Raw genomic sequence first — 16,902 nt, 5'->3', positions numbered from 1 at the left:
AGTACCTCCCGGTCCCGCAGAGCGAAGCAGGGCGACCGAACGTATGATGGACAGCCGCTGGAGCGGCCCGGAGTGAGGCCGCTCCGGAACGCGACCGCTCGGGGTGGGGAACGTATGGCACAAGGCACCGACGCGGCACGAACCGTCATCCTGACCGTGGACGACGACCCCGGAGTGTCGCGTGCGGTGGCCCGCGACCTGCGGCGTCGTTATGGCGAGTCGTACCGGATCGTGCGCGCGGAGTCCGGGGAGAGCGCTCTGGACGCACTGCGTGAGCTGAAGCTGCGCGGTGATCTCGTGGCGGTGATCCTCGCGGACTACCGCATGCCGCAGATGAACGGGATCGAGTTCCTGGAGCAGGCGCTGGACGTGTACCCGGGCGCGCGCCGGGTGCTGCTGACCGCGTATGCGGACACGAACGCGGCCATCGACGCGATCAACGTCGTCGACCTCGACCACTATCTCCTCAAGCCCTGGGATCCGCCGGAGGAGAAGCTCTATCCCGTCCTGGACGATCTGCTGGAGGCCTGGCGGGCCACCGATCACCGGGCGGTTCCGATCACGAAAGTGGTCGGACACCGTTGGTCGGCGCGGTCGTCGGACGTACGGGAGTTCCTGGCCCGCAACCAGGTGCCGTACCGCTGGTACTCGTCGGACGAGCCCGAAGGCCGGCGGCTGCTGGCCTGCGCGGGGGCGGACGGGCAGCGGCTGCCGCTCGTGATCACCGCCGACGGGACGGCGCTCGTCGAGCCCGAGGATCCGGAGCTGGCCGCCCAGGTGGGTCTGGCCACGACACCGGCGGAGGACTTCTACGACCTCGTCGTCATCGGCGGCGGACCCGCGGGGCTCGGCGCCGCCGTCTATGGTGCCTCGGAGGGGCTGCGGACCGTGCTCGTCGAGCGCTCCGCCACGGGTGGGCAGGCGGGCCAGAGCTCACGGATCGAGAACTACCTCGGCTTCCCGGACGGCGTCTCCGGGGCGCAGCTCACCGACCGTGCGCGACGTCAGGCGTCCAAGTTCGGAGCCGAGATCCTGACCGCGCGCGAGGTGACCGGCCTCGAGGTCAACGGCGCGGCGCGCACCGTGCGGTTCTCGGACGGCTCCGCGATCGCCGCGCACTGCGTGATCCTGGCGACCGGCGTGTCGTACCGGCAGCTGGAGGCACCCGGCGCGGACGACCTGACCGGACGCGGGGTGTTCTACGGCTCGGCGCTGACCGAGGCGGCCGGGTGCCAGGGGCACGACGTGTACATCGTCGGCGGCGCGAACTCCGCCGGGCAGGCCGCGATGTATCTGGCCAGGGGCGCCAAATCGGTCACCCTCCTGGTGCGCGGCCAGTCCCTCTCCGCGTCGATGTCGCACTACCTGATCGAGCAGATCATGGACGCGCCCAACATCTCGGTGCGTACGGGGACGGTCGTCGAGGCGACGCACGGCTCCGACCACCTGGAGCAGCTCACCCTGCGCGATATCGAGAGCGGCCACACCGAACTCGTCGACGCACAATGGATGTTCGTCTTCATCGGCGCGGCCCCGCTGACCGACTGGCTGGACGGCACGGTGCTCAGGGACGAGCGCGGATTCATCATCGCCGGACCCGACCTGACCGCCGACGGGCAGCCGCCGCCGGGCTGGGAGCTGGACCGGCCGCCGTACCACCTGGAGACCAATGTGCCCGGGGTGTTCGTGGCGGGCGACGCGCGTGCCGAGTCCGCGAAGCGTGTCGCCTCCGCCGTCGGAGAGGGAGCCATGGCCGTGATGCTCGTACACCGGTATCTGGAGCAGTCGTGAGCGGGCAGCCGATGCCTTGCGACGTGGCGGAACTCGGCACGCTGTTCCTGTTCGAGAAGCTGGACGCGGATCAGCTGGCGCGACTGTGCCGCGAGGGCCGGGTGGAGAAGTTCGAGCCCGGTTACGTGTACCAGGAGGGCGAGCCGGCCACCTGCTTCTTCGTACTCCTCGAAGGCACGCTGGTGATGTCGCGCCGGGTCGGCGCCGACGACGTGGAGATCAGCCGCACCTCCCAGCGCGGGGTGTACGCGGGGGCCATGCAGGCCTATCTGGCCATGTCGGAGGAGGCCCGCTACAAGGGTTCGGTGCGGGTCACCGAGCCTTCGCGGTTCTTCGTCCTGCCCGCCGAGACGTTCGCCGCGGTCCTGCGGGACTGGTTCCCCATGGCCGTACATCTGCTGGAAGGGATGTTCTTCGGCAGCCAGAACACCCAGCGGACCATCAACCAGCGTGAGCGGCTGCTGGCGCTCGGCTCGCTGTCCGCGGGGCTGACGCATGAGCTCAACAATCCGGCGGCAGCGGCGGTGCGGGCCACCTCTTCGCTGCGGGACCGGGTCGCGCACATGCGGCACAAGCTCGGTGTCATCGCCGCGGGTCCGTACCACCGTGAGGCGTTGAAGACGCTGATAGACATTCAGGAGAGCACGGCCGAACGGGTCGCCAAGGCACCCGCCCTGAGCCCCCTCGAAGCCTCCGACCGCGAGGACGCGCTCTCCGACTGGCTCGACGATCATGGCATCGAGGGCGGCTGGCAGATCGCCCCGACGTTCGTGCAGGCCGGGCTCGACACCGACTGGCTGGAGCGGGTCGCGGCAGCCGTGGATCCGGAGATGCTGCAGGGGGCCGTGGGCTGGCTCAACTACACCGTCGAGACCGAGCTCCTCATGAGCGAGATCGAGGACTCCACGACTCGTGTCTCGAACCTCGTGAACGCGGCGAAGCAGTACTCCCAGCTCGACCGGGCGCCCTACCAGGTCTGCGACGTGCACGAACTCCTCGACAGCACGCTGCTGATGCTGTCCGGGAAGATCGGCTCAGGCATCAAGGTCGTCAAGGAGTACGACCGTACGCTGCCGAGGATTCCCACGTACCCCGGTGAGCTCAACCAGGTGTGGACGAACATCATCGACAACGCGGTCTCCGCGATGAACAGCACGGACGGCGAGGGCACATTGACTGTGCGGACGGCCCTGGAGCGGGAGCAGTTGCTCGTCGAGTTCCGCGATACGGGGCCCGGGGTGCCGGAGGAGATCCGCGGCCGTATCTTCGATCCGTTCTTCACGACGAAGCCCGTGGGTGAGGGCACCGGTCTCGGTCTGGACATCTCCTGGCGCATCGTGGTGAACAAGCACCATGGGCATCTTGAGGTGCACTCCGTGCCCGGCGACACCCGTTTCCGGGTCTTCCTCCCGCTCACGGCCGCGGATCCCGAGACCCCTGCCGTGGATCCCGAGGCCTCTGCCGCGGATTTCGAGACCTCTCAGGAGGCGTCATGACCACTGCGGCCAGAATCGACCCCCTCGTTCCGCCGAGCGGCACCGGATGCGTCGAGTGCGGTGAAGTCGGCGGCTGGTGGATCCACCTGCGACGGTGCGCCCAGTGCGGCCACATCGGCTGCTGCGACAGCTCCCCCGCGAAGCACGCCACGGCCCACTACCGGAGTACGGGCCATCCCATCATCCGCAGTTTCGAACCGGGTGAGAGCTGGTTCTGGAACTACGAGACCTCCGAGCTGTACGAGTCCGGCCCCGACCTCGCTCCCCCGGTCAGCCGCCCTCCGGACCAGCCAACGCCCGGGCCGGCGGGCCGGGTTCCGGCGAACTGGGCGGACACGCTGCGCTGACGTGGTCCGGCGTGCTGTGGGGCCGGCTCGGGTCAGTCCAGTAGAAAAGTGGAGGAAGACCGCAGCGATGATCGATACCTCGACGCACCCGGGCTCAGGCGGGTCCGCACCCTACCTGCCCATCGCCGAGCACGGACTGATCGGCGACCTGCGCACCGTCGCGCTGGTGGGCACCGACGGCACGATCGACTGGTACTGCTGTCCGTCCTTCGACGCTCCGAGTGTCTTCGGCTCGATTCTCGACGCGGACCGCGGCGGGTCCTTCGAGCTGGCTGCCGCCGTGCCGGCGACGACGAAGCAGTTCTACTTCCCGGACACCAACGTGCTCATCACCCGCTTCCTCACCGAGGACGGGGTGGGCGAGGTGCAGGACTTCATGCCGGTCGCCGATGAGACCGCCGCGGCGACCGAGGCCGACCGGCACCGGCTGATCCGGCGGGTGGTCTGCGTACGGGGATCCATCCCGTTCCGCGCCCGGATCGCGCCGAGGTTCGGCTACGGAACGCAGCCGCACACCCTGCGGCAGCTCGACGACGCGACGCTGTTCGAGTCCGCCGACCTCTCGCTCGCGCTGACCGCCACCGTTCCGGTCGAGTGCGACGACCTCGACGTGACCGCGGAGTTCAAGCTCGGCCAGGGCGAGTCCGCGGTGTTCGCGCTCGACCGGGTCGACGGCGACGTCGAGGCGCGCGGCTGCCCGCACATCGAGGCGGAGGAGCAGTTCGCCGCCACGGTGGCGTTCTGGCGGCAATGGCTGTCGGCCTCTCAGTACCGCGGCCGGTGGCGGGAGATGGTGCACCGTTCCGCGCTGACCCTCAAGCTGCTCACCTACGCCCCGACCGGCGCGATGGTGGCCGCCCCGACGACCAGCCTGCCCGAGCAGATCGGCGGCGAGCGCAACTGGGACTATCGCTACCTGTGGGTCCGGGACGCCGCCTTCTGCGTCTACGCACTGCTGCGGCTCGGCTTCACCAGCGAGGCCAAGGCGTTCACGGACTTCCTGTCCGAGCGCGTCGACCGGAACGGCGGTGGGCCCTCGGGCCCCCTGCAGATCATGTACGGCATCGACGGACGCACCGAGCTGCCCGAGCGCGAACTGGACCACTTGGAGGGACACCGGGGCTCCGCTCCGGTACGTGTCGGCAACGCCGCCGTCGACCAGTTGCAGCTCGACATCTACGGGGCCCTCATCGACTCGATCTACCTCTACGACAAGTGGGGGCAGCCCATCTCCAGCGACCACTGGGACGCGGTGTGTGCCCTGGTCGACTGGGTCTGCGAGCACTGGGACCAGCCTGACGAGGGCGTCTGGGAGACCCGCGGCGGGCGCAAGAACTTCCTGTACTCCCGGCTGATGTGCTGGGTTGCCATCGAACGCGCCATACGCATCGCCCGGCGCCGTGGCCTGCCCGCCGAGCTGGGCCGCTGGGGGCAGATCCGCGACACGATCTACCGGCGGATCATGGACAAGGGCTGGTCCACGACCCGGGAGGCGTTCGTCCAGCACGAGGAGGACCACGTGCTCGACGCCTCGGTACTGATGATGCCGCTGGCGAAGTTCATCTCCCCCCACGACCCGAAGTGGCTCTCCACCCTGGACGCGCTCACCGCCGACCTGGTGTCCGACTCGCTCGTCTACCGCTACGACCCTCTGGTCAGCCCGGACGGTCTGCGCGGGGAGGAGGGCACCTTCTCCATCTGCTCCTTCTGGTACGTCGAGGCACTCACCCGCTCCGGCCGGCTCGACGAGGCCCGGCTGACCTTCGAGAAGATGCTCACCTACGCCAATCACCTCGGCCTGTACGCGGAGGAGATCAGCCACACCGGCGAGCAGCAGGGCAACTTCCCGCAGGCCTTCACCCACCTGGCCCTGATCAGCGCCGCGTTCAACCTCGACCGGGCGCTGGGCTGAGCAGTTGGGGGCGGTGTCCGTGTCAGAGGCGCGTGCCAGGATGGTTCCGTGCCGACCACCGCTTTCACCGCGCCGTTCATCGGCCGCGAGGACGAACTCGCCCGTCTGACCCGGGTATTGGAGGGTGCCCGGGCAGGTGAGGCGCGTGCCGTGCTGGTGGCGGGGGACGCCGGTGTGGGCAAGACGCGCGTGCTGGCCGAGGCCGCCAGGCACGCCGTGGAGAAGGGCATGACCGTTCTCACGGGGCACTGTGTCGACCTCGGTGACGTCGGCCTGCCGTATCTGCCGTTCACCGAGATCCTCGGCGTGCTCGCCTCCGACGATCGGTTCTCCGCCATCCTGGCGGAGCATCCCGTGGTCGGCCGGCTGCTCGGCGACGGCGGCGGTGCCGTACGGGACGCGGGCAGCCGGTTGCAGCTGTTCGAGGACATGGCCGCTCTGCTGGCCGACCTCTCCGAGGTCACTGCCCTGCTGTTGGTGCTGGAGGACCTGCACTGGGCCGACCAGTCCTCCCGCGACCTGCTGCGCTTCCTGCTCAGCCGGGGCATTCTCCAGCGGTCTGCGGGCGGCACGCCCACTCACCGCCTGGCGGTCTTCGCGTCGTACCGGGCCGACGATCTGCACCGCCGTCACCCGTTGCGCCCCCTCCTGGCCGAGTTGGTGCGGCTGCCCGGCGTCGACCGCCTCGAGCTGCGGCCGATGCCCGATGCCGAGGTGGCCCGGCTGGTACGCGCCCAGCGGGCCGCTCCGCTGCCGGAGGCCACCGTCCGCCGTATCGTCGAGCGCGCCGAGGGCAACGCCTTCTACGCGGAGGAACTGCTCGCCGCCACCGCCGACACCGTGCCCGGCGGATCCACTCCGGCGTCCGCCGTGCCCAGTGGCCTCGCCGACGTCCTCCTCATCCGTTTCGAGCAGCTGTCCGCCACCGCCCAGCAGGTACTGCGCACGGCGGCCGTCGCCGGGCGCCGCGTCGAGCACGAGCTGCTGCGCGACGCCGTCGGCCTGCCCGAGCAGGAGCTGGAGTCGGCGCTGCGTGAGGCCGTCGGCCGACAGCTCCTCGTCCCCGGCGAGGAGGACACGTACTCCTTCCGGCACGCCCTCATCCGCGAAGCCGTCTACGCCGATCTGCTGCCGGGCGAGCGGGTGCGGCTGCACCGCGTGTTCGCCCGGCTGCTGGCCGGGCGGGGCCACAAGGCCGAGAGCGCGGCGGAGCGCGCCCACCACTCCCGCGAGAGCCACGACCTGGCCGACGCCCTCGCGGCCTCACTCGAGGCCGCCGACCACGCCGGGCGGATCGGCGCGCCCGCCGAGGAACTCCGCCACCTCGAAGCCGCCCTCGACCTGTGGCCGGCGGTGTCCCGTTCCGCACTGCCGGACGGCGTCCCCGACACGGTGGCGCTCACCCTGCGTGCCTCGGCCGCGGCCGCGCACGCCGGCGAGACCCACCGGGCGGTCGCGCTCACCCGTGCCGCGCTCGCCCGGGTCGGCTCGGACACGGACTCCGAACTGGCCGCGCGCGTCCGGTACACGCTCGCGGGCAATCTGATGCGGATCGACAGCCTGACAGCGGCGTTCACCTACAGCAGCGAGGCGCTCGCCATGATCTCCGCGGAGCCTCCGTCGCGTACGTGGGTGTGGGCCGCGGCCACCCACGTCATGGCGGCGAGATACGTGGGCGAGGACGAGACCGCCCGCCGCGTCGCCCTGCAGGCCCTGCGCGTCGCCGAGCAACTCGACGTGGGCGACGCCCGAGCCGATCTGCTGATCTCCCTGATCGGTCTCGAGGCGCACAACCGCCGCACCCTGGAAGGCCGGGCCCGGCTGCGGGAGGCGCGCGAGCTGGCCCGTCGCGCCGGCAACGTCCCCATCGAAATACGCGCGCTGTTCAATCTCGCCATCGGCTCCTACGAGGCCGGCGACCTGGACGAGTGCCTCAGCTGGCTCTCCGACGGCCTGGAGCGCGCGGACCGCGCGGGGCTGCTTTCCTCGCCCTATCCCCTGGAGATGCGCTACCTGCACTCCCTGGCGCTCTACACCCTGGGCCGCTGGGACGAATGCGTCCGGACAGCGGCCGCCGACGCCGAACGGCTGCCCGCGGCAGGGGCGTTCGCGATCGGTCCTGCGCTGTACGCGGCCCTGGCCCGCGGCGATCACACGGCCGCCGAGCGGGCCCGCGCCCTCCTCGACGGACCGTTCGACTGGATGGCCACTCTCGTCGCGGGCACCGTGCTCACCGACGCCGCCGCCCTGCGGGGCGAGCCCGAGGCGGCCGTGAAGCAGATGCGTACGACGCTCGCGGCGCTGACCGACGAATCCGTTGTGGAGCGCCCCGATGTCGCCGTACGGCTCGCGGCCCTCGCCCTGTCCGCCGTCGCGGACGCGGCCGTGGAGTCACGGCTGACCGGCGACGAAGCGGGGGCTCTCCGCTGGACGGACACGGCCACGGAGCTGGTGGAGCTGGCCCGGGTCACGGCCTCCAAGGGCGAGGACGGCGCCCAGCAGGGCCCCGAGGGACTGGCATGGCTGGCCCGCGCGGAGGCGGAATGGGCGCGCGCCACCAGCGGGCCGGATGTCGAAGCCTGGGAGAAGGCCCTCGCCGCGTTCGGCTACGGGGACGTCTATGAGCAGGCCCGCTGCCAACTCCGCCTGGCGCAGGCCCTGGTGACGGCAGAGCGCCGCGACGAGGCGGCCGAGCAAGCCCGCGTGGCGCGCGACACGGCCGTCCGGCTCGGTGCGGTGCCGCTGCGCGACAGCGTGGACCAACTGGTCCGCCGAGCCCGCCTTGCGGACATCTCACCCGCGGCAGGTGGCGCCCCGGCGCTGACCTCGCGCGAGAACGACGTCCTGCGGCTCCTCGCCCGCGGCCGCACCAACCGCCAGATCGGCGAGGAGCTGTTCATCAGCGGCAAAACAGCGAGCGTCCATGTCTCCAACATCCTCGCCAAGCTGGGCGCCGCCAGCCGCACCGAGGCCGTGGCCCTCGCCTACCGCGAAGGCCTGATCGAGCCCGGGACGACCGCGTCCGGCTGACAGCCCGGCTCAGGAACAGCCCGCCGACCGCCTCACCCTCCGTGACGCAGCATCCGCATCTGTTCCTCCAGCGGGGCCAGACCGACGTCGCGGCGGCGTTCGTCGAGGGTGTCGGGGCAGCGGGTCGGGTACGGGCGGAACGTCGACGGGTCGATGCGCGTGCCGTAGTACTGCGGCTGGCCCAGTTCGACGGCGCAGTGGTCGGCGATGTAGGCGTGGTGCAGGGCGGGGCAGCGGCCGTCCGCCGTGGCCTGGGCGATCAGGTCGCGGCAGCTGAGCTGGAAGTCGAGTTCCGGGGCGTGCAGCAGGATCATCAGGGCCGCCGTCGACGCCTGCGCGCCCACCAGGTCGGCGGTCGGCCAGGCGTGCCGGCGGACGATCGCCTTGAGCGCCTCGGCGTTGTCCTTGCGGCAGTCGAGGATGCGGCGTCGCAGGCCCGGCGTGCGGTTGCGCTGCGCCTGCCGCATGAGCAGTTGTTCCTCCTCGGCCCTGCGGACGAGTTCGCGGGCGAGGGCGGAGGCCAGCGCGGGAAGCACCGCTGTGCCGGTGTCCCGGGGTGCGTCGTGCGCCACGTCCGGGAGTTCCTCGGGGGGCGCGTCCTGGGTCAAGTGCCTTGAAGCACCGATGCCGTTCATGAGGGCTCCCGAAGCGTCAGCGTGAACCACACGCTCTTGCCCGTGCTGCCGGGGGCGGGCAGTGCGATGCCCCAGTCGTCGGACAGTGCGGCCACGAGGGTGAGTCCGCGTCCGGACTCCTCGGCCACGTCCGCCGCGCAGGGCCGCGGCATGGCCGGCGAGTGGTCGGCGACCGTCACGCGTACGTCGTCGCCGGTGCGCTCGACGGTGACGGTGATGGTGTCGCCAGAATCGGAACTCCCGTGTCTGACGGCGTTGGCGAACAACTCGCCCGTCGCGAGGACGGCGTTGTCGAGCTGCTCCGGCGTCAGTGGCAGGGAGGTGAGGTGTGCGGCGACGGCGCGCCGCACGGCGGAGGCGCGGGACGGCTGGGCGGGGACTTCGGTGCGCAGGAGGCCGGGCGGTTCGCTGACCACGACCGGGACGACCTCAGTGCGGGCGATGCCCTGACGGCGGCCCACTTCACCGACCTGGAACGCGAGTGACGCATACGAACAGCCGACGTCCTGCAGGGCGGCGGCCAGCACCTTGTCGGCCCCGGCGGGGCCCTGGGCCGGACTCCTTGATTGTCCGTCGGTCACGATGGCCATCCCGGTCTCGCATCACGGTGCGCGGCATCCCCGTACCTGCCGGGCGATCAACTCCCGTGCGACCGAGCACGGTTGACCGCCGTCGCCGCTGACTGTGCGACAGGTCACTCGATCACTATGACGGCCTGTACATGCAGCCCGCAACACGCGTTCTGATAATTTCAGAACTATCCGCATCACCCTGTCTCTGTCTGCGCCGGCGTGGCACACTGCTCGCTGTGACGGCCGTTCCGGGAGGGTGGACGTGAGCGACAACCGCTCTGGCGGCAACGCGCCGACGGTCCTGCGGATGGTTCTCGGCAAGCGGCTCAGGCAGCTGCGGGAACAGGCCGGGGTGTCGTTCGAGGACGCGGCACGGGCCATCGAGGTGACCCCTCTGACGGTCCGGCGGATCGAGAAGGCCGAGGTCGGTCTTCGTATCCCGTACGTAAAGGAGTTGCTGCTCACCTACGGAGTTCCGGCGGCGGAGATCGACGACTTCCTCGCCCTGGCCAGGGAGGCCAACCAGCCCGGCTGGTGGTACAAGTACCGCGACGTACTGCCCGAGTGGTTCAGCGCCTACGTGAGCCTGGAGAGCGAAGCCAGCGTCATCCGTCTCTACGAACCCCACTACGTCCCGGGCCTGTTGCAGACCCACGACTACGCCACCGCACTGATGCGGGTGGGGTTTCCCAACGAGTCGAAGGAGGACATAGAGCGCCGGGTCACGCTGCGCCTCAAGCGCCAGGACCTGCTCGCCAAGCCGGAGTCACCCGCCATCTGGGCCATCCTGGAGGAGTCGGTGCTGCGCCGCCCGGTGGGCGGACGCGAGGTGATGCGGGCTCAGATCGACCGGCTGAACGAGGCGTTGGACCTGCCGAAGGTCCGGATCCAGATCATCAGCCTCGCCACAGGAGCGCATCCCGGCGCATACGGCCCGTTCCACTACTTCCGTTTCGGTTTCTCCGAGCTTCCCGACGTCGTCTACACCGAAAGCCTCGCCGGCGCGGTCTATGTCGATCAGCCCGCCGACGTCGTCTCGTATCTCGAGGTAATGGACCGGATGTCCGTGCAGGCGGAACCGGTCGCTAGGACCAGGGCCATCCTGGGTGAACTGCGCAAGGAGTTGGAAGAATGAATGCCAAGGGCCCCATCTACAGCGGCATGCAGGCCACCGACCTGGGCACCGAGGGCTGGCACAAGCCCTGGAGCGGTACGAACGGCGGGAGCTGCGTCGAGGCCAAGCGGCTGCCCGACGGCAGCGTCGCCGTCCGCCAGTCCACGGACCCGGAGGGTCCCGCGCTGATCTACACCCGGGACGAGATGCTGACGTTCCTGGAGGGCGCGAAGTCCGGCAAGGCTGACTTCCTGATCGCCTGAGGCCTCGGACCCGTCGCCTCGTACCGCATCGCGTGTCCGCTTCGGACCGCACACCGATACGTCCGCACTACCGGAAAACCCGCACGCGGACTCCCCTCGTGCGGGTTGCCCGGCCACACTGAGGAAATCGGTCGTCCGGAGGGAGTGGTATGCACACGCTCCATCAGGCCATCGCGCAGTGCCGAACGCTGGTCCTCGAAGGCCCTGACGACATCGGCAGGAGCGGCCTGCTCACCGAACTCACCCGCCACGGATTCCTCATCAGACGCGCACAGGGACAGCTACAGCAGGTGGACCCGACCCGCCCGTACCGTGAACTCCTCGCCGCACCGGGCCTGTTGGCCGTCGACGGCAGCATCATCCACGAACTCGTCTACGGGCCGCTGCGCCGGGGACACTCCCGGGTGACCTGGATCCAGGCCCTCGACTTCGCCGAGGCGGTCGCCGAACGCGACGGCGCACTCGTGGATCTGACGACGCCTCAAAACCGGGACGCGGAAAGCGACGAGGCGGTCAGCGCGTACGAGCGGGCCTTCCGCACCCTCGCCCAGCACGTCCCCGTCGTCACTGTGGACGTCGACGGCCTCAGCCCTCCCATCCGTGGGTCTGCCTCGTCGTCCCCTTTTCAACTGGGGCATTGCGCAGGGAAGTTGACGGTAGGTTGAGTACAGACCCGTGACGCACGGCAGGAGAATTCTGATGGCAGAAGCCCAGTCCACCCCCGACCAGGACCCCCTGTCCAAGATCGACACCACGGTGCCGCATTCGGCCCGTATCTGGAACTACTGGATGGGCGGCAAGGACAACTACGAAGTCGACCGGGTGGCGGGCGACGCCTACCGCGAGACCGCGCCGAACATCGAGACGATGGCCCGCGCCTCCCGTGACTATCTGATCCGCACGGTGACCTTCGTGGCCGGTGAACTCGGCATCCGCCAGTTCCTCGACATCGGCACGGGCCTGCCCTCGTACGACAACACCCACGAGGTCGCCCAGCGCGTGGCGCCCGAGTCCCGCATCGTGTACGTGGACAACGACCCGCTGGTCCTCCGGCACGCCCAGGCCCTGCTGACCAGCACCCCCGAGGGCGTCACCAACTACATCGACGCGGACCTGCACGAGCCCGAGAAGATCCTCGCGCAGGTGGGCGAGATCCTGGACTTCAACAAGCCCGTCGCGCTGATGCTCATGGGCATCCTCGGCCACATCCAGGACTACGAGGAGGCCAAGTCGATCGTCCGCCGCCTCCAGGCCGCCCTCCCGTCGGGCAGCTACTTCGTGCACTACGACAGCACGGACACCGACGCGGCGCTCCAGGAAGCACAGCAGGGCTACGACGACACGGGCGCCATTCCGTACGTGCTGCGCAGCCCCGAGCAGATCGCCGCGTACTACGAGGGGCTCGAGCTGCTGGAGCCCGGCATCGTGTCCTGCCCCCTGTGGCGCCCGGAGCCCGGGACGTCACCCGAGCCCACGGACGTCTACGGGGGCGTGGCTCGTAAGCCGTAGCCGACTGTTGATCAGGGACGCGGTGCCGGCTCGATGTTCTGGTTGAGCCGGAACAGGTTCTGCGGCATGCCGGGGCGGCCGTACGAAGCGCCGTGCGGGGGTGCTTCGTACGGCCGCTGTCACCAGGGGGATTACCTGTAGGTGATGTCCGAGGTGCTGTACTTGCAGTTCGTGCTGTCGGGGCCCGTACCCACGGCGGTGTTGTTGTTGTACTTCTGGCAGGGGATGACCTTGCGGCCGGCGTCGTTGAGGATCGTGATGCCCCGCAGCGTCGCCACGTCATTGCGGTTGACGTTGATGCCGACCAGGCGCGCGGTGGATCCGGTGCCGGTCACCTCGATGTTGCTGAGGTTGACATTGCGCGTGTACTGCGTGGAGCAGTCGCCGCAGGAGCGGTACAGCGTCTTGAACTCGCTGACGGCGAAGTTGGAGATGTTCACCGTGCCGGGCCCGTTGTGCTGGAAGACCTTGTCGGCGGCCTTCTTGGCGCCACCGCCGATCACGTTGTAGGTGGAGCCGCCACGGAAGGTCGCAGCGTCCTCGCCGACATCCGCCCACCACACGTTCTGCAAGGTGCAGTTGCCCTCGCAGTGGATGCCGTCGGCGCCGGGCGCGCCGATGATGACGTTCTTCAGCGTCGCGCCGGCCGCGAGCTTGAAGATCGGGTCCTGGCCCTCCTCCTGGCCGTCGCCGGCCAGGTCCCCGGTGCCGTAGAACTGCTTCATGCCGTAGTCCTTGGTGCCGGACACGGAGATGGTGGAGGAGGTCCCCTGGCTGCCGTTGGGGGTCGGCCAGGTGGCGGCGTTCGCCGGGGAGGCACCGCTGGTCATGATCATGCCAACCGCTAAGCCGAATGCGGCCAGCGAGCCGGTCAGTGCGCGCCCGTGGGCGCGCGGTCGTGTCGCAGAAGTCATGTCCCGATTCCTTCTGTCGTGATGAGGGGTTGACGTGATACTTGGGTTGATGTGGTGCCTGGGTTGATGTGATGCGGGGTTGTTGCGGTGCGGAGCGTCAGAGCTTCCCCGCGCCCGCGCCGGACGTCACCGAGGTGACGACGGACGAGGCGGGCTCGGCGGTGTAGCTGTAGGGCGGGTTGGTGAAGCTGCCGACCTGCGAGACCTCGGTGGCGGCTCCACCCAGGTCGTTGCCGCGCAGGTTGGCGTATCCGTCGACGTCACTGCTGCGGTTCGTGGTGACCGCGATCTTCGTCGAGCGGAAGACGTTGTTCTCGACGAGCATCTGGGCGCCCATGCGCGAGTGGCAGGCGGTGTCGGCTCCGGACACGTAGTTGTTGTAGAAGTGACCGGTGCCGAAGCGCAGGCTGGGGATGCGCGAGAAGACGTTGCTGAAGTGGTTGTGGTGGTACGTCACCTTCAAGTGGCCGGTGTCTTCGGAGGCGTTGTTGTCGCTGTGGCCGACGAGTGAGCCCTTGAAGTGGTCCTTGAAGGTGTTCCAGGACACCGTCACATGGTCGGAGCCGTGGTTGATGTCCAGCAGACCGTCGTAGTAGTCCTTGTCGTGATCGCGGTCCGCCGAGAAGGAATTGTGGTCGATCCACACCTTCGTCGACTCCTGGACGGTGATCCCGTCCGAGGGCTTGAGCGGCTTGCTGATGTTGAGGTTCCGGACGACGACGTTGGTCGCCTCCTTGATCCGCAGCCCACCACCGGTGAACCCGGACGACGAACCGACGCCCAGCACCGTGGTGTTGGAGCCGATGTCGACCTGACCGCTCAGCGAGATCAGGCCGTTGACCCGGACCACCTTCGCCGATCCGCCCGTGACGGCCGTCTTGAAGGCGGCCAGGTTCGACACGGTCACCGCGGTCGCGTTGCCGCCACCGGTGGTGCCGGCGCCGAAGCCGATGGGGGCGGTCTCGGCGGCGCCGGCCGACTGGGGAAGGACGAGCACGGTGACGGTCGCGAGGGTGGCCGCGGCTGCCACGGCCAGGGTGGATCTGTGTGCTCGTGTGAGCGGGGGACGAGTACGCATGCGGGGTGCGTCCCTTCAGGAGAACCCGAGGATCCTGTATGTGACTGAAGTTCACTGATCTGATCGCTGTGCGCAGACCGAGGTACCCGATGCGAGGCGCATAGGGCTCTGGCGAGTGCAGTTCCGCAGGTGGTACGAACCAAGGCGCAGCTATCTCATATACGAGATACCTGACACCAGGTCACTGTTCTGAACGGACCGTAGAGGGTAAGCGCTTTCTGGTCAACGGTTCACACAGAACGTGTTCCAGTCATCTGGGAGCGTTCACAGATTGCGTGCTAGGAAGCGGTGCGGGATTCCAGGTCGCGGCGGGTGTCATTGCCGTACACGCCCGTCTCGTCGCCGCGGATGCCGTACCAGAGCTGGAACCGCGCAACGGCTTCGGTGAGCGTGGCGTCGTACTCGCCGCTGGTCGTGCCGTCCTGGTACACGTTCGGGATCTTCAGCAGCCGTTCCTGGAGCTCGCTCACCTCGGGGCCACTGTCGCCCTGGCGGAGGGTGCCGGGGCCGTCCGGGTCGGCCGCCGCGGGCGGCGGGGCGGCGGACGCGGAAGGGGCGGCGGGGGGCTTCGCCTGCGATTCACCGGCACCCCTGTCCCAGGTGAGCAGCAGCGCGGCGGCGAATCCCGCCAGGGCGATCGCCACTGCGGCGACGGCGAGCGCCGCGCGACGCAACCATGGCGTACGTCGGTACGCCGCCGGAGGTTCGAGCGGGCCCGGGCGTCCCTCGTCCGCGACGGGCGGCAGTTCCTGGGTGTCGTCCTCGGCCGTCCAGGGAAGCGCGTTCGCTCCGGGCGTCCAGGCAGGCGGGGTGGCTTCGGCGGTCGAGGGAGGCGGGGTGGCTTCGGCCGTCCAAGGAGGCGGGGTGGTCTCGGCCGCCGATACCGCGACGGCTTCGTACTCCTCGTCCCGCCGTTCGCGCTCCACAGCGTCGACCAGCCGCACGAGTTCCGACAGGGCCCCGGGTGGGCGGCGCCGCAGGACGTTGGTGGGCTCGAGCGCCGGGCGGCTCGGCTGCGGTTCGGGGTCGTACGGTGTCGACACGCTGCTCTCCCTACCGGTCGTACTGGAGATTGATACGCGTCACCGCGCCCGGGAGTTCAACGTGACGGAAACCCCGCCTCCACGGCAGCGGCCGTCACCGTCGTACGAGGCGCCCGTGCGACGAGAGCCACCAACTCCCGTCAGGGCGCCGAGTGGCTCCGTCGGCGGGAACATGTCGACATGACGACGATGCATGCCTGGGTGGTGGCCGAGCCGGGGCCGATCGAGCGGGAGCCTTTGCGGTTCGTCGAGAAGCCGGTTCCTGTGCCGGGGCCCGATGAACTGCTCGTCCAGGTGAGCGCCTGTGGGGTCTGCCGTACTGATCTGCATGTCAGCGAGGGCGATCTGCCGGTGCACCGGCCGCGGGTGACGCCCGGGCACGAGGTCGTGGGGCGGGTGGCGGGGATGGGTGAGGCCGTGACCGGGTACGCGGTCGGGGACCGGGTCGGGGTGGCCTGGCTGCGCCGTACCGACGGCAGTTGCGGGTACTGCGCGCGGGGGAACGAGAATCTGTGCCCGGACTCGGTCTACACCGGCTGGGACGCCGACGGCGGCTACGCGGAGTACACCACCGTGCCGGCCGCTTTCGCCTACCCGCTGCCCGGCGACCTCGACGACGTCGCCCTGGCCCCGCTGATGTGCGCGGGCATCATCGGCTACCGCGCGCTGCGCCGCGCCGCGCCGCCTCCCGGCGGGCGCCTCGGCCTGTACGGCTTCGGCGGCAGCGCCCACCTGTGCGCGCAGGTGGCGATCGCACAGGGTGCCACCGTCCACGTACGCACGCGCGATGTGGCCGCCCAGCGCCTGGCTCTCTCCCTGGGCGCGGCCTCGGCGGCCGGTGCGTACGATCCGCTGCCCGAGCCGCTGGACAGCGCGATCCTGTTCGCCCCGGTCGGCTCGCTGGTCCCCGTCGCGCTACGGGCCCTCGACCGCGGCGGCATCCTCTCGATCGCGGGAATCCACCTCAGCGAGGTCCCGCCGCTCGACTACGAGCGGGAGCTCTTCTACGAGAAGGAGGTACGCAGCGTCACCTCCAACACCCGTGAGGACGGCAGGGAGTTCCTGAGCCTGGTGGCCCGCTTCGGCGTGCGCGCCACCACCCACACGTACCCGCTGTCGCGGGCCCAACAGGCCCTGAAGGACCTGAAGTCGGGCCGCTTCGATGGGGCGGCGGTGCTGGTCAACGACAGCTGATGGG

At 69.7% G+C, this 16,902-nt stretch carries 15 protein-coding genes; 10 read left to right on the top strand and 5 right to left on the bottom strand.

Translation table 11 applies throughout. The features are described from left to right. The first annotated feature begins 114 nt into the window (after positions 1–114). From ACYVO6_RS38325 to ACYVO6_RS38305, 5 genes are all read left to right on the top strand, one after another. Positions 115–1,791: an NAD(P)/FAD-dependent oxidoreductase gene (locus tag ACYVO6_RS38325; RefSeq protein WP_461069612.1), complete on the top strand. Its 1,677-nt coding sequence runs from the start codon at positions 115–117 to the stop codon at positions 1,789–1,791. Then, on the top strand, positions 1,788–3,287 hold the full coding sequence (locus ACYVO6_RS38320) for an ATP-binding protein (RefSeq protein ID WP_461069610.1): 1,500 nt from the start codon (positions 1,788–1,790) through the stop codon (positions 3,285–3,287). The genes ACYVO6_RS38325 and ACYVO6_RS38320 overlap by 4 nt, the downstream gene beginning before the upstream one ends. Then, positions 3,284–3,634 (top strand): UBP-type zinc finger domain-containing protein, encoded by a 351-nt coding sequence (locus ACYVO6_RS38315; protein ID WP_461069608.1) that lies wholly within the window; start codon positions 3,284–3,286, stop codon positions 3,632–3,634. The genes ACYVO6_RS38320 and ACYVO6_RS38315 overlap by 4 nt, the downstream gene beginning before the upstream one ends. 67 nt (positions 3,635–3,701) lie before the next feature. Continuing rightward, positions 3,702–5,546, top strand: a complete 1,845-nt coding sequence (locus tag ACYVO6_RS38310; RefSeq protein ID WP_461069606.1) for a glycoside hydrolase family 15 protein — start codon at positions 3,702–3,704, stop codon at positions 5,544–5,546. A gap of 48 nt (positions 5,547–5,594) precedes the next feature. Beyond that, positions 5,595–8,576, top strand: a complete 2,982-nt coding sequence (locus ACYVO6_RS38305) for a helix-turn-helix transcriptional regulator (RefSeq protein WP_461069604.1) — start codon at positions 5,595–5,597, stop codon at positions 8,574–8,576. Positions 8,577–8,608: 32 nt separating this feature from the next. Here ACYVO6_RS38305 and ACYVO6_RS38300 read toward each other — a convergent pair whose 3' ends face one another. Together ACYVO6_RS38300 and ACYVO6_RS38295 are read right to left on the bottom strand one after the other, a co-directional pair. Beyond that, complete coding sequence (locus tag ACYVO6_RS38300) at positions 8,609–9,211, bottom strand: DUF6624 domain-containing protein (RefSeq protein ID WP_461069602.1); 603 nt, start codon at positions 9,209–9,211, stop codon at positions 8,609–8,611. Beyond that, positions 9,208–9,792, bottom strand: coding sequence for an ATP-binding protein (locus ACYVO6_RS38295; RefSeq protein ID WP_461069600.1), 585 nt, complete (start codon positions 9,790–9,792; stop codon positions 9,208–9,210). Before ACYVO6_RS38295 ends, ACYVO6_RS38300 begins: the two co-directional genes overlap by 4 nt. Before the next feature lie 298 nt (positions 9,793–10,090). Here ACYVO6_RS38295 and ACYVO6_RS38290 point away from each other — a divergent pair, with 298 nt between their 5' ends. The 4 genes from ACYVO6_RS38290 to ACYVO6_RS38275 all read left to right on the top strand — a co-directional run bounded on the left by ACYVO6_RS38290 (position 10,091) and on the right by ACYVO6_RS38275 (position 12,669). After that, complete coding sequence (locus tag ACYVO6_RS38290) at positions 10,091–10,918, top strand: helix-turn-helix domain-containing protein (protein ID WP_461069845.1); 828 nt, start codon at positions 10,091–10,093, stop codon at positions 10,916–10,918. Continuing rightward, on the top strand, positions 10,915–11,160 hold the full coding sequence (locus tag ACYVO6_RS38285; protein WP_461069598.1) for a DUF397 domain-containing protein: 246 nt from the start codon (positions 10,915–10,917) through the stop codon (positions 11,158–11,160). The genes ACYVO6_RS38290 and ACYVO6_RS38285 overlap by 4 nt, the downstream gene beginning before the upstream one ends. A 149-nt stretch (positions 11,161–11,309) precedes the next feature. Next, entirely contained in the window at positions 11,310–11,825 is a 516-nt protein-coding gene (locus tag ACYVO6_RS38280) for a hypothetical protein (RefSeq protein ID WP_461069596.1), read from the top strand. Positions 11,826–11,859: 34 nt separating this feature from the next. Then, positions 11,860–12,669 (top strand): SAM-dependent methyltransferase, encoded by an 810-nt coding sequence (locus ACYVO6_RS38275; RefSeq protein ID WP_461069594.1) that lies wholly within the window; start codon positions 11,860–11,862, stop codon positions 12,667–12,669. A gap of 131 nt (positions 12,670–12,800) precedes the next feature. Here ACYVO6_RS38275 and ACYVO6_RS38270 read toward each other — a convergent pair whose 3' ends face one another. The 3 genes from ACYVO6_RS38270 to ACYVO6_RS38260 all read right to left on the bottom strand — a co-directional run bounded on the left by ACYVO6_RS38270 (position 12,801) and on the right by ACYVO6_RS38260 (position 15,704). Beyond that, entirely contained in the window at positions 12,801–13,583 is a 783-nt protein-coding gene (locus ACYVO6_RS38270; protein WP_461069592.1) for a pectate lyase, read from the bottom strand. Between the two features lie 97 nt (positions 13,584–13,680). Next, positions 13,681–14,661, bottom strand: coding sequence for a pectate lyase family protein (locus ACYVO6_RS38265; RefSeq protein ID WP_461069590.1), 981 nt, complete (start codon positions 14,659–14,661; stop codon positions 13,681–13,683). 278 nt (positions 14,662–14,939) lie between these two features. After that, positions 14,940–15,704: a peptidoglycan-binding domain-containing protein gene (locus ACYVO6_RS38260; protein WP_461069588.1), complete on the bottom strand. Its 765-nt coding sequence runs from the start codon at positions 15,702–15,704 to the stop codon at positions 14,940–14,942. 189 nt (positions 15,705–15,893) lie between these two features. Between ACYVO6_RS38260 and ACYVO6_RS38255 the strand changes: the two genes are divergently transcribed. Next, positions 15,894–16,898: a zinc-binding alcohol dehydrogenase family protein gene (locus ACYVO6_RS38255; protein WP_461069843.1), complete on the top strand. Its 1,005-nt coding sequence runs from the start codon at positions 15,894–15,896 to the stop codon at positions 16,896–16,898. Positions 16,899–16,902 lie beyond the last annotated feature (4 nt).

The organism is Streptomyces pseudoechinosporeus (assembly GCF_054783935.1).
Note: the sequence above shows the minus strand (reverse complement) of the source record. Positions and strands in the feature narration are given on the sequence as shown.

Bases quoted from the DNA above. Each gene is read 5' to 3' on its own strand.
- ACYVO6_RS38285 (WP_461069598.1), top strand. From the start codon at position 10,915: ATGAATGCCAAGGGCCCCATCTACAGCGGCATGCAGGCCACCGACCTG.
- ACYVO6_RS38275 (WP_461069594.1), top strand. From the start codon at position 11,860: ATGGCAGAAGCCCAGTCCACCCCCGACCAGGACCCCCTGTCCAAGATC.
- ACYVO6_RS38270 (WP_461069592.1), bottom strand. From the start codon at position 13,583: ATGACTTCTGCGACACGACCGCGCGCCCACGGGCGCGCACTGACCGGC.
- ACYVO6_RS38325 (WP_461069612.1), top strand. From the start codon at position 115: ATGGCACAAGGCACCGACGCGGCACGAACCGTCATCCTGACCGTGGAC.
- ACYVO6_RS38265 (WP_461069590.1), bottom strand. From the start codon at position 14,661: ATGCGTACTCGTCCCCCGCTCACACGAGCACACAGATCCACCCTGGCC.
- ACYVO6_RS38290 (WP_461069845.1), top strand. From the start codon at position 10,091: ATGGTTCTCGGCAAGCGGCTCAGGCAGCTGCGGGAACAGGCCGGGGTG.
- ACYVO6_RS38280 (WP_461069596.1), top strand. From the start codon at position 11,310: ATGCACACGCTCCATCAGGCCATCGCGCAGTGCCGAACGCTGGTCCTC.
- ACYVO6_RS38300 (WP_461069602.1), bottom strand. From the start codon at position 9,211: ATGAACGGCATCGGTGCTTCAAGGCACTTGACCCAGGACGCGCCCCCC.
- ACYVO6_RS38315 (WP_461069608.1), top strand. From the start codon at position 3,284: ATGACCACTGCGGCCAGAATCGACCCCCTCGTTCCGCCGAGCGGCACC.
- ACYVO6_RS38255 (WP_461069843.1), top strand. From the start codon at position 15,894: ATGCATGCCTGGGTGGTGGCCGAGCCGGGGCCGATCGAGCGGGAGCCT.
- ACYVO6_RS38310 (WP_461069606.1), top strand. From the start codon at position 3,702: ATGATCGATACCTCGACGCACCCGGGCTCAGGCGGGTCCGCACCCTAC.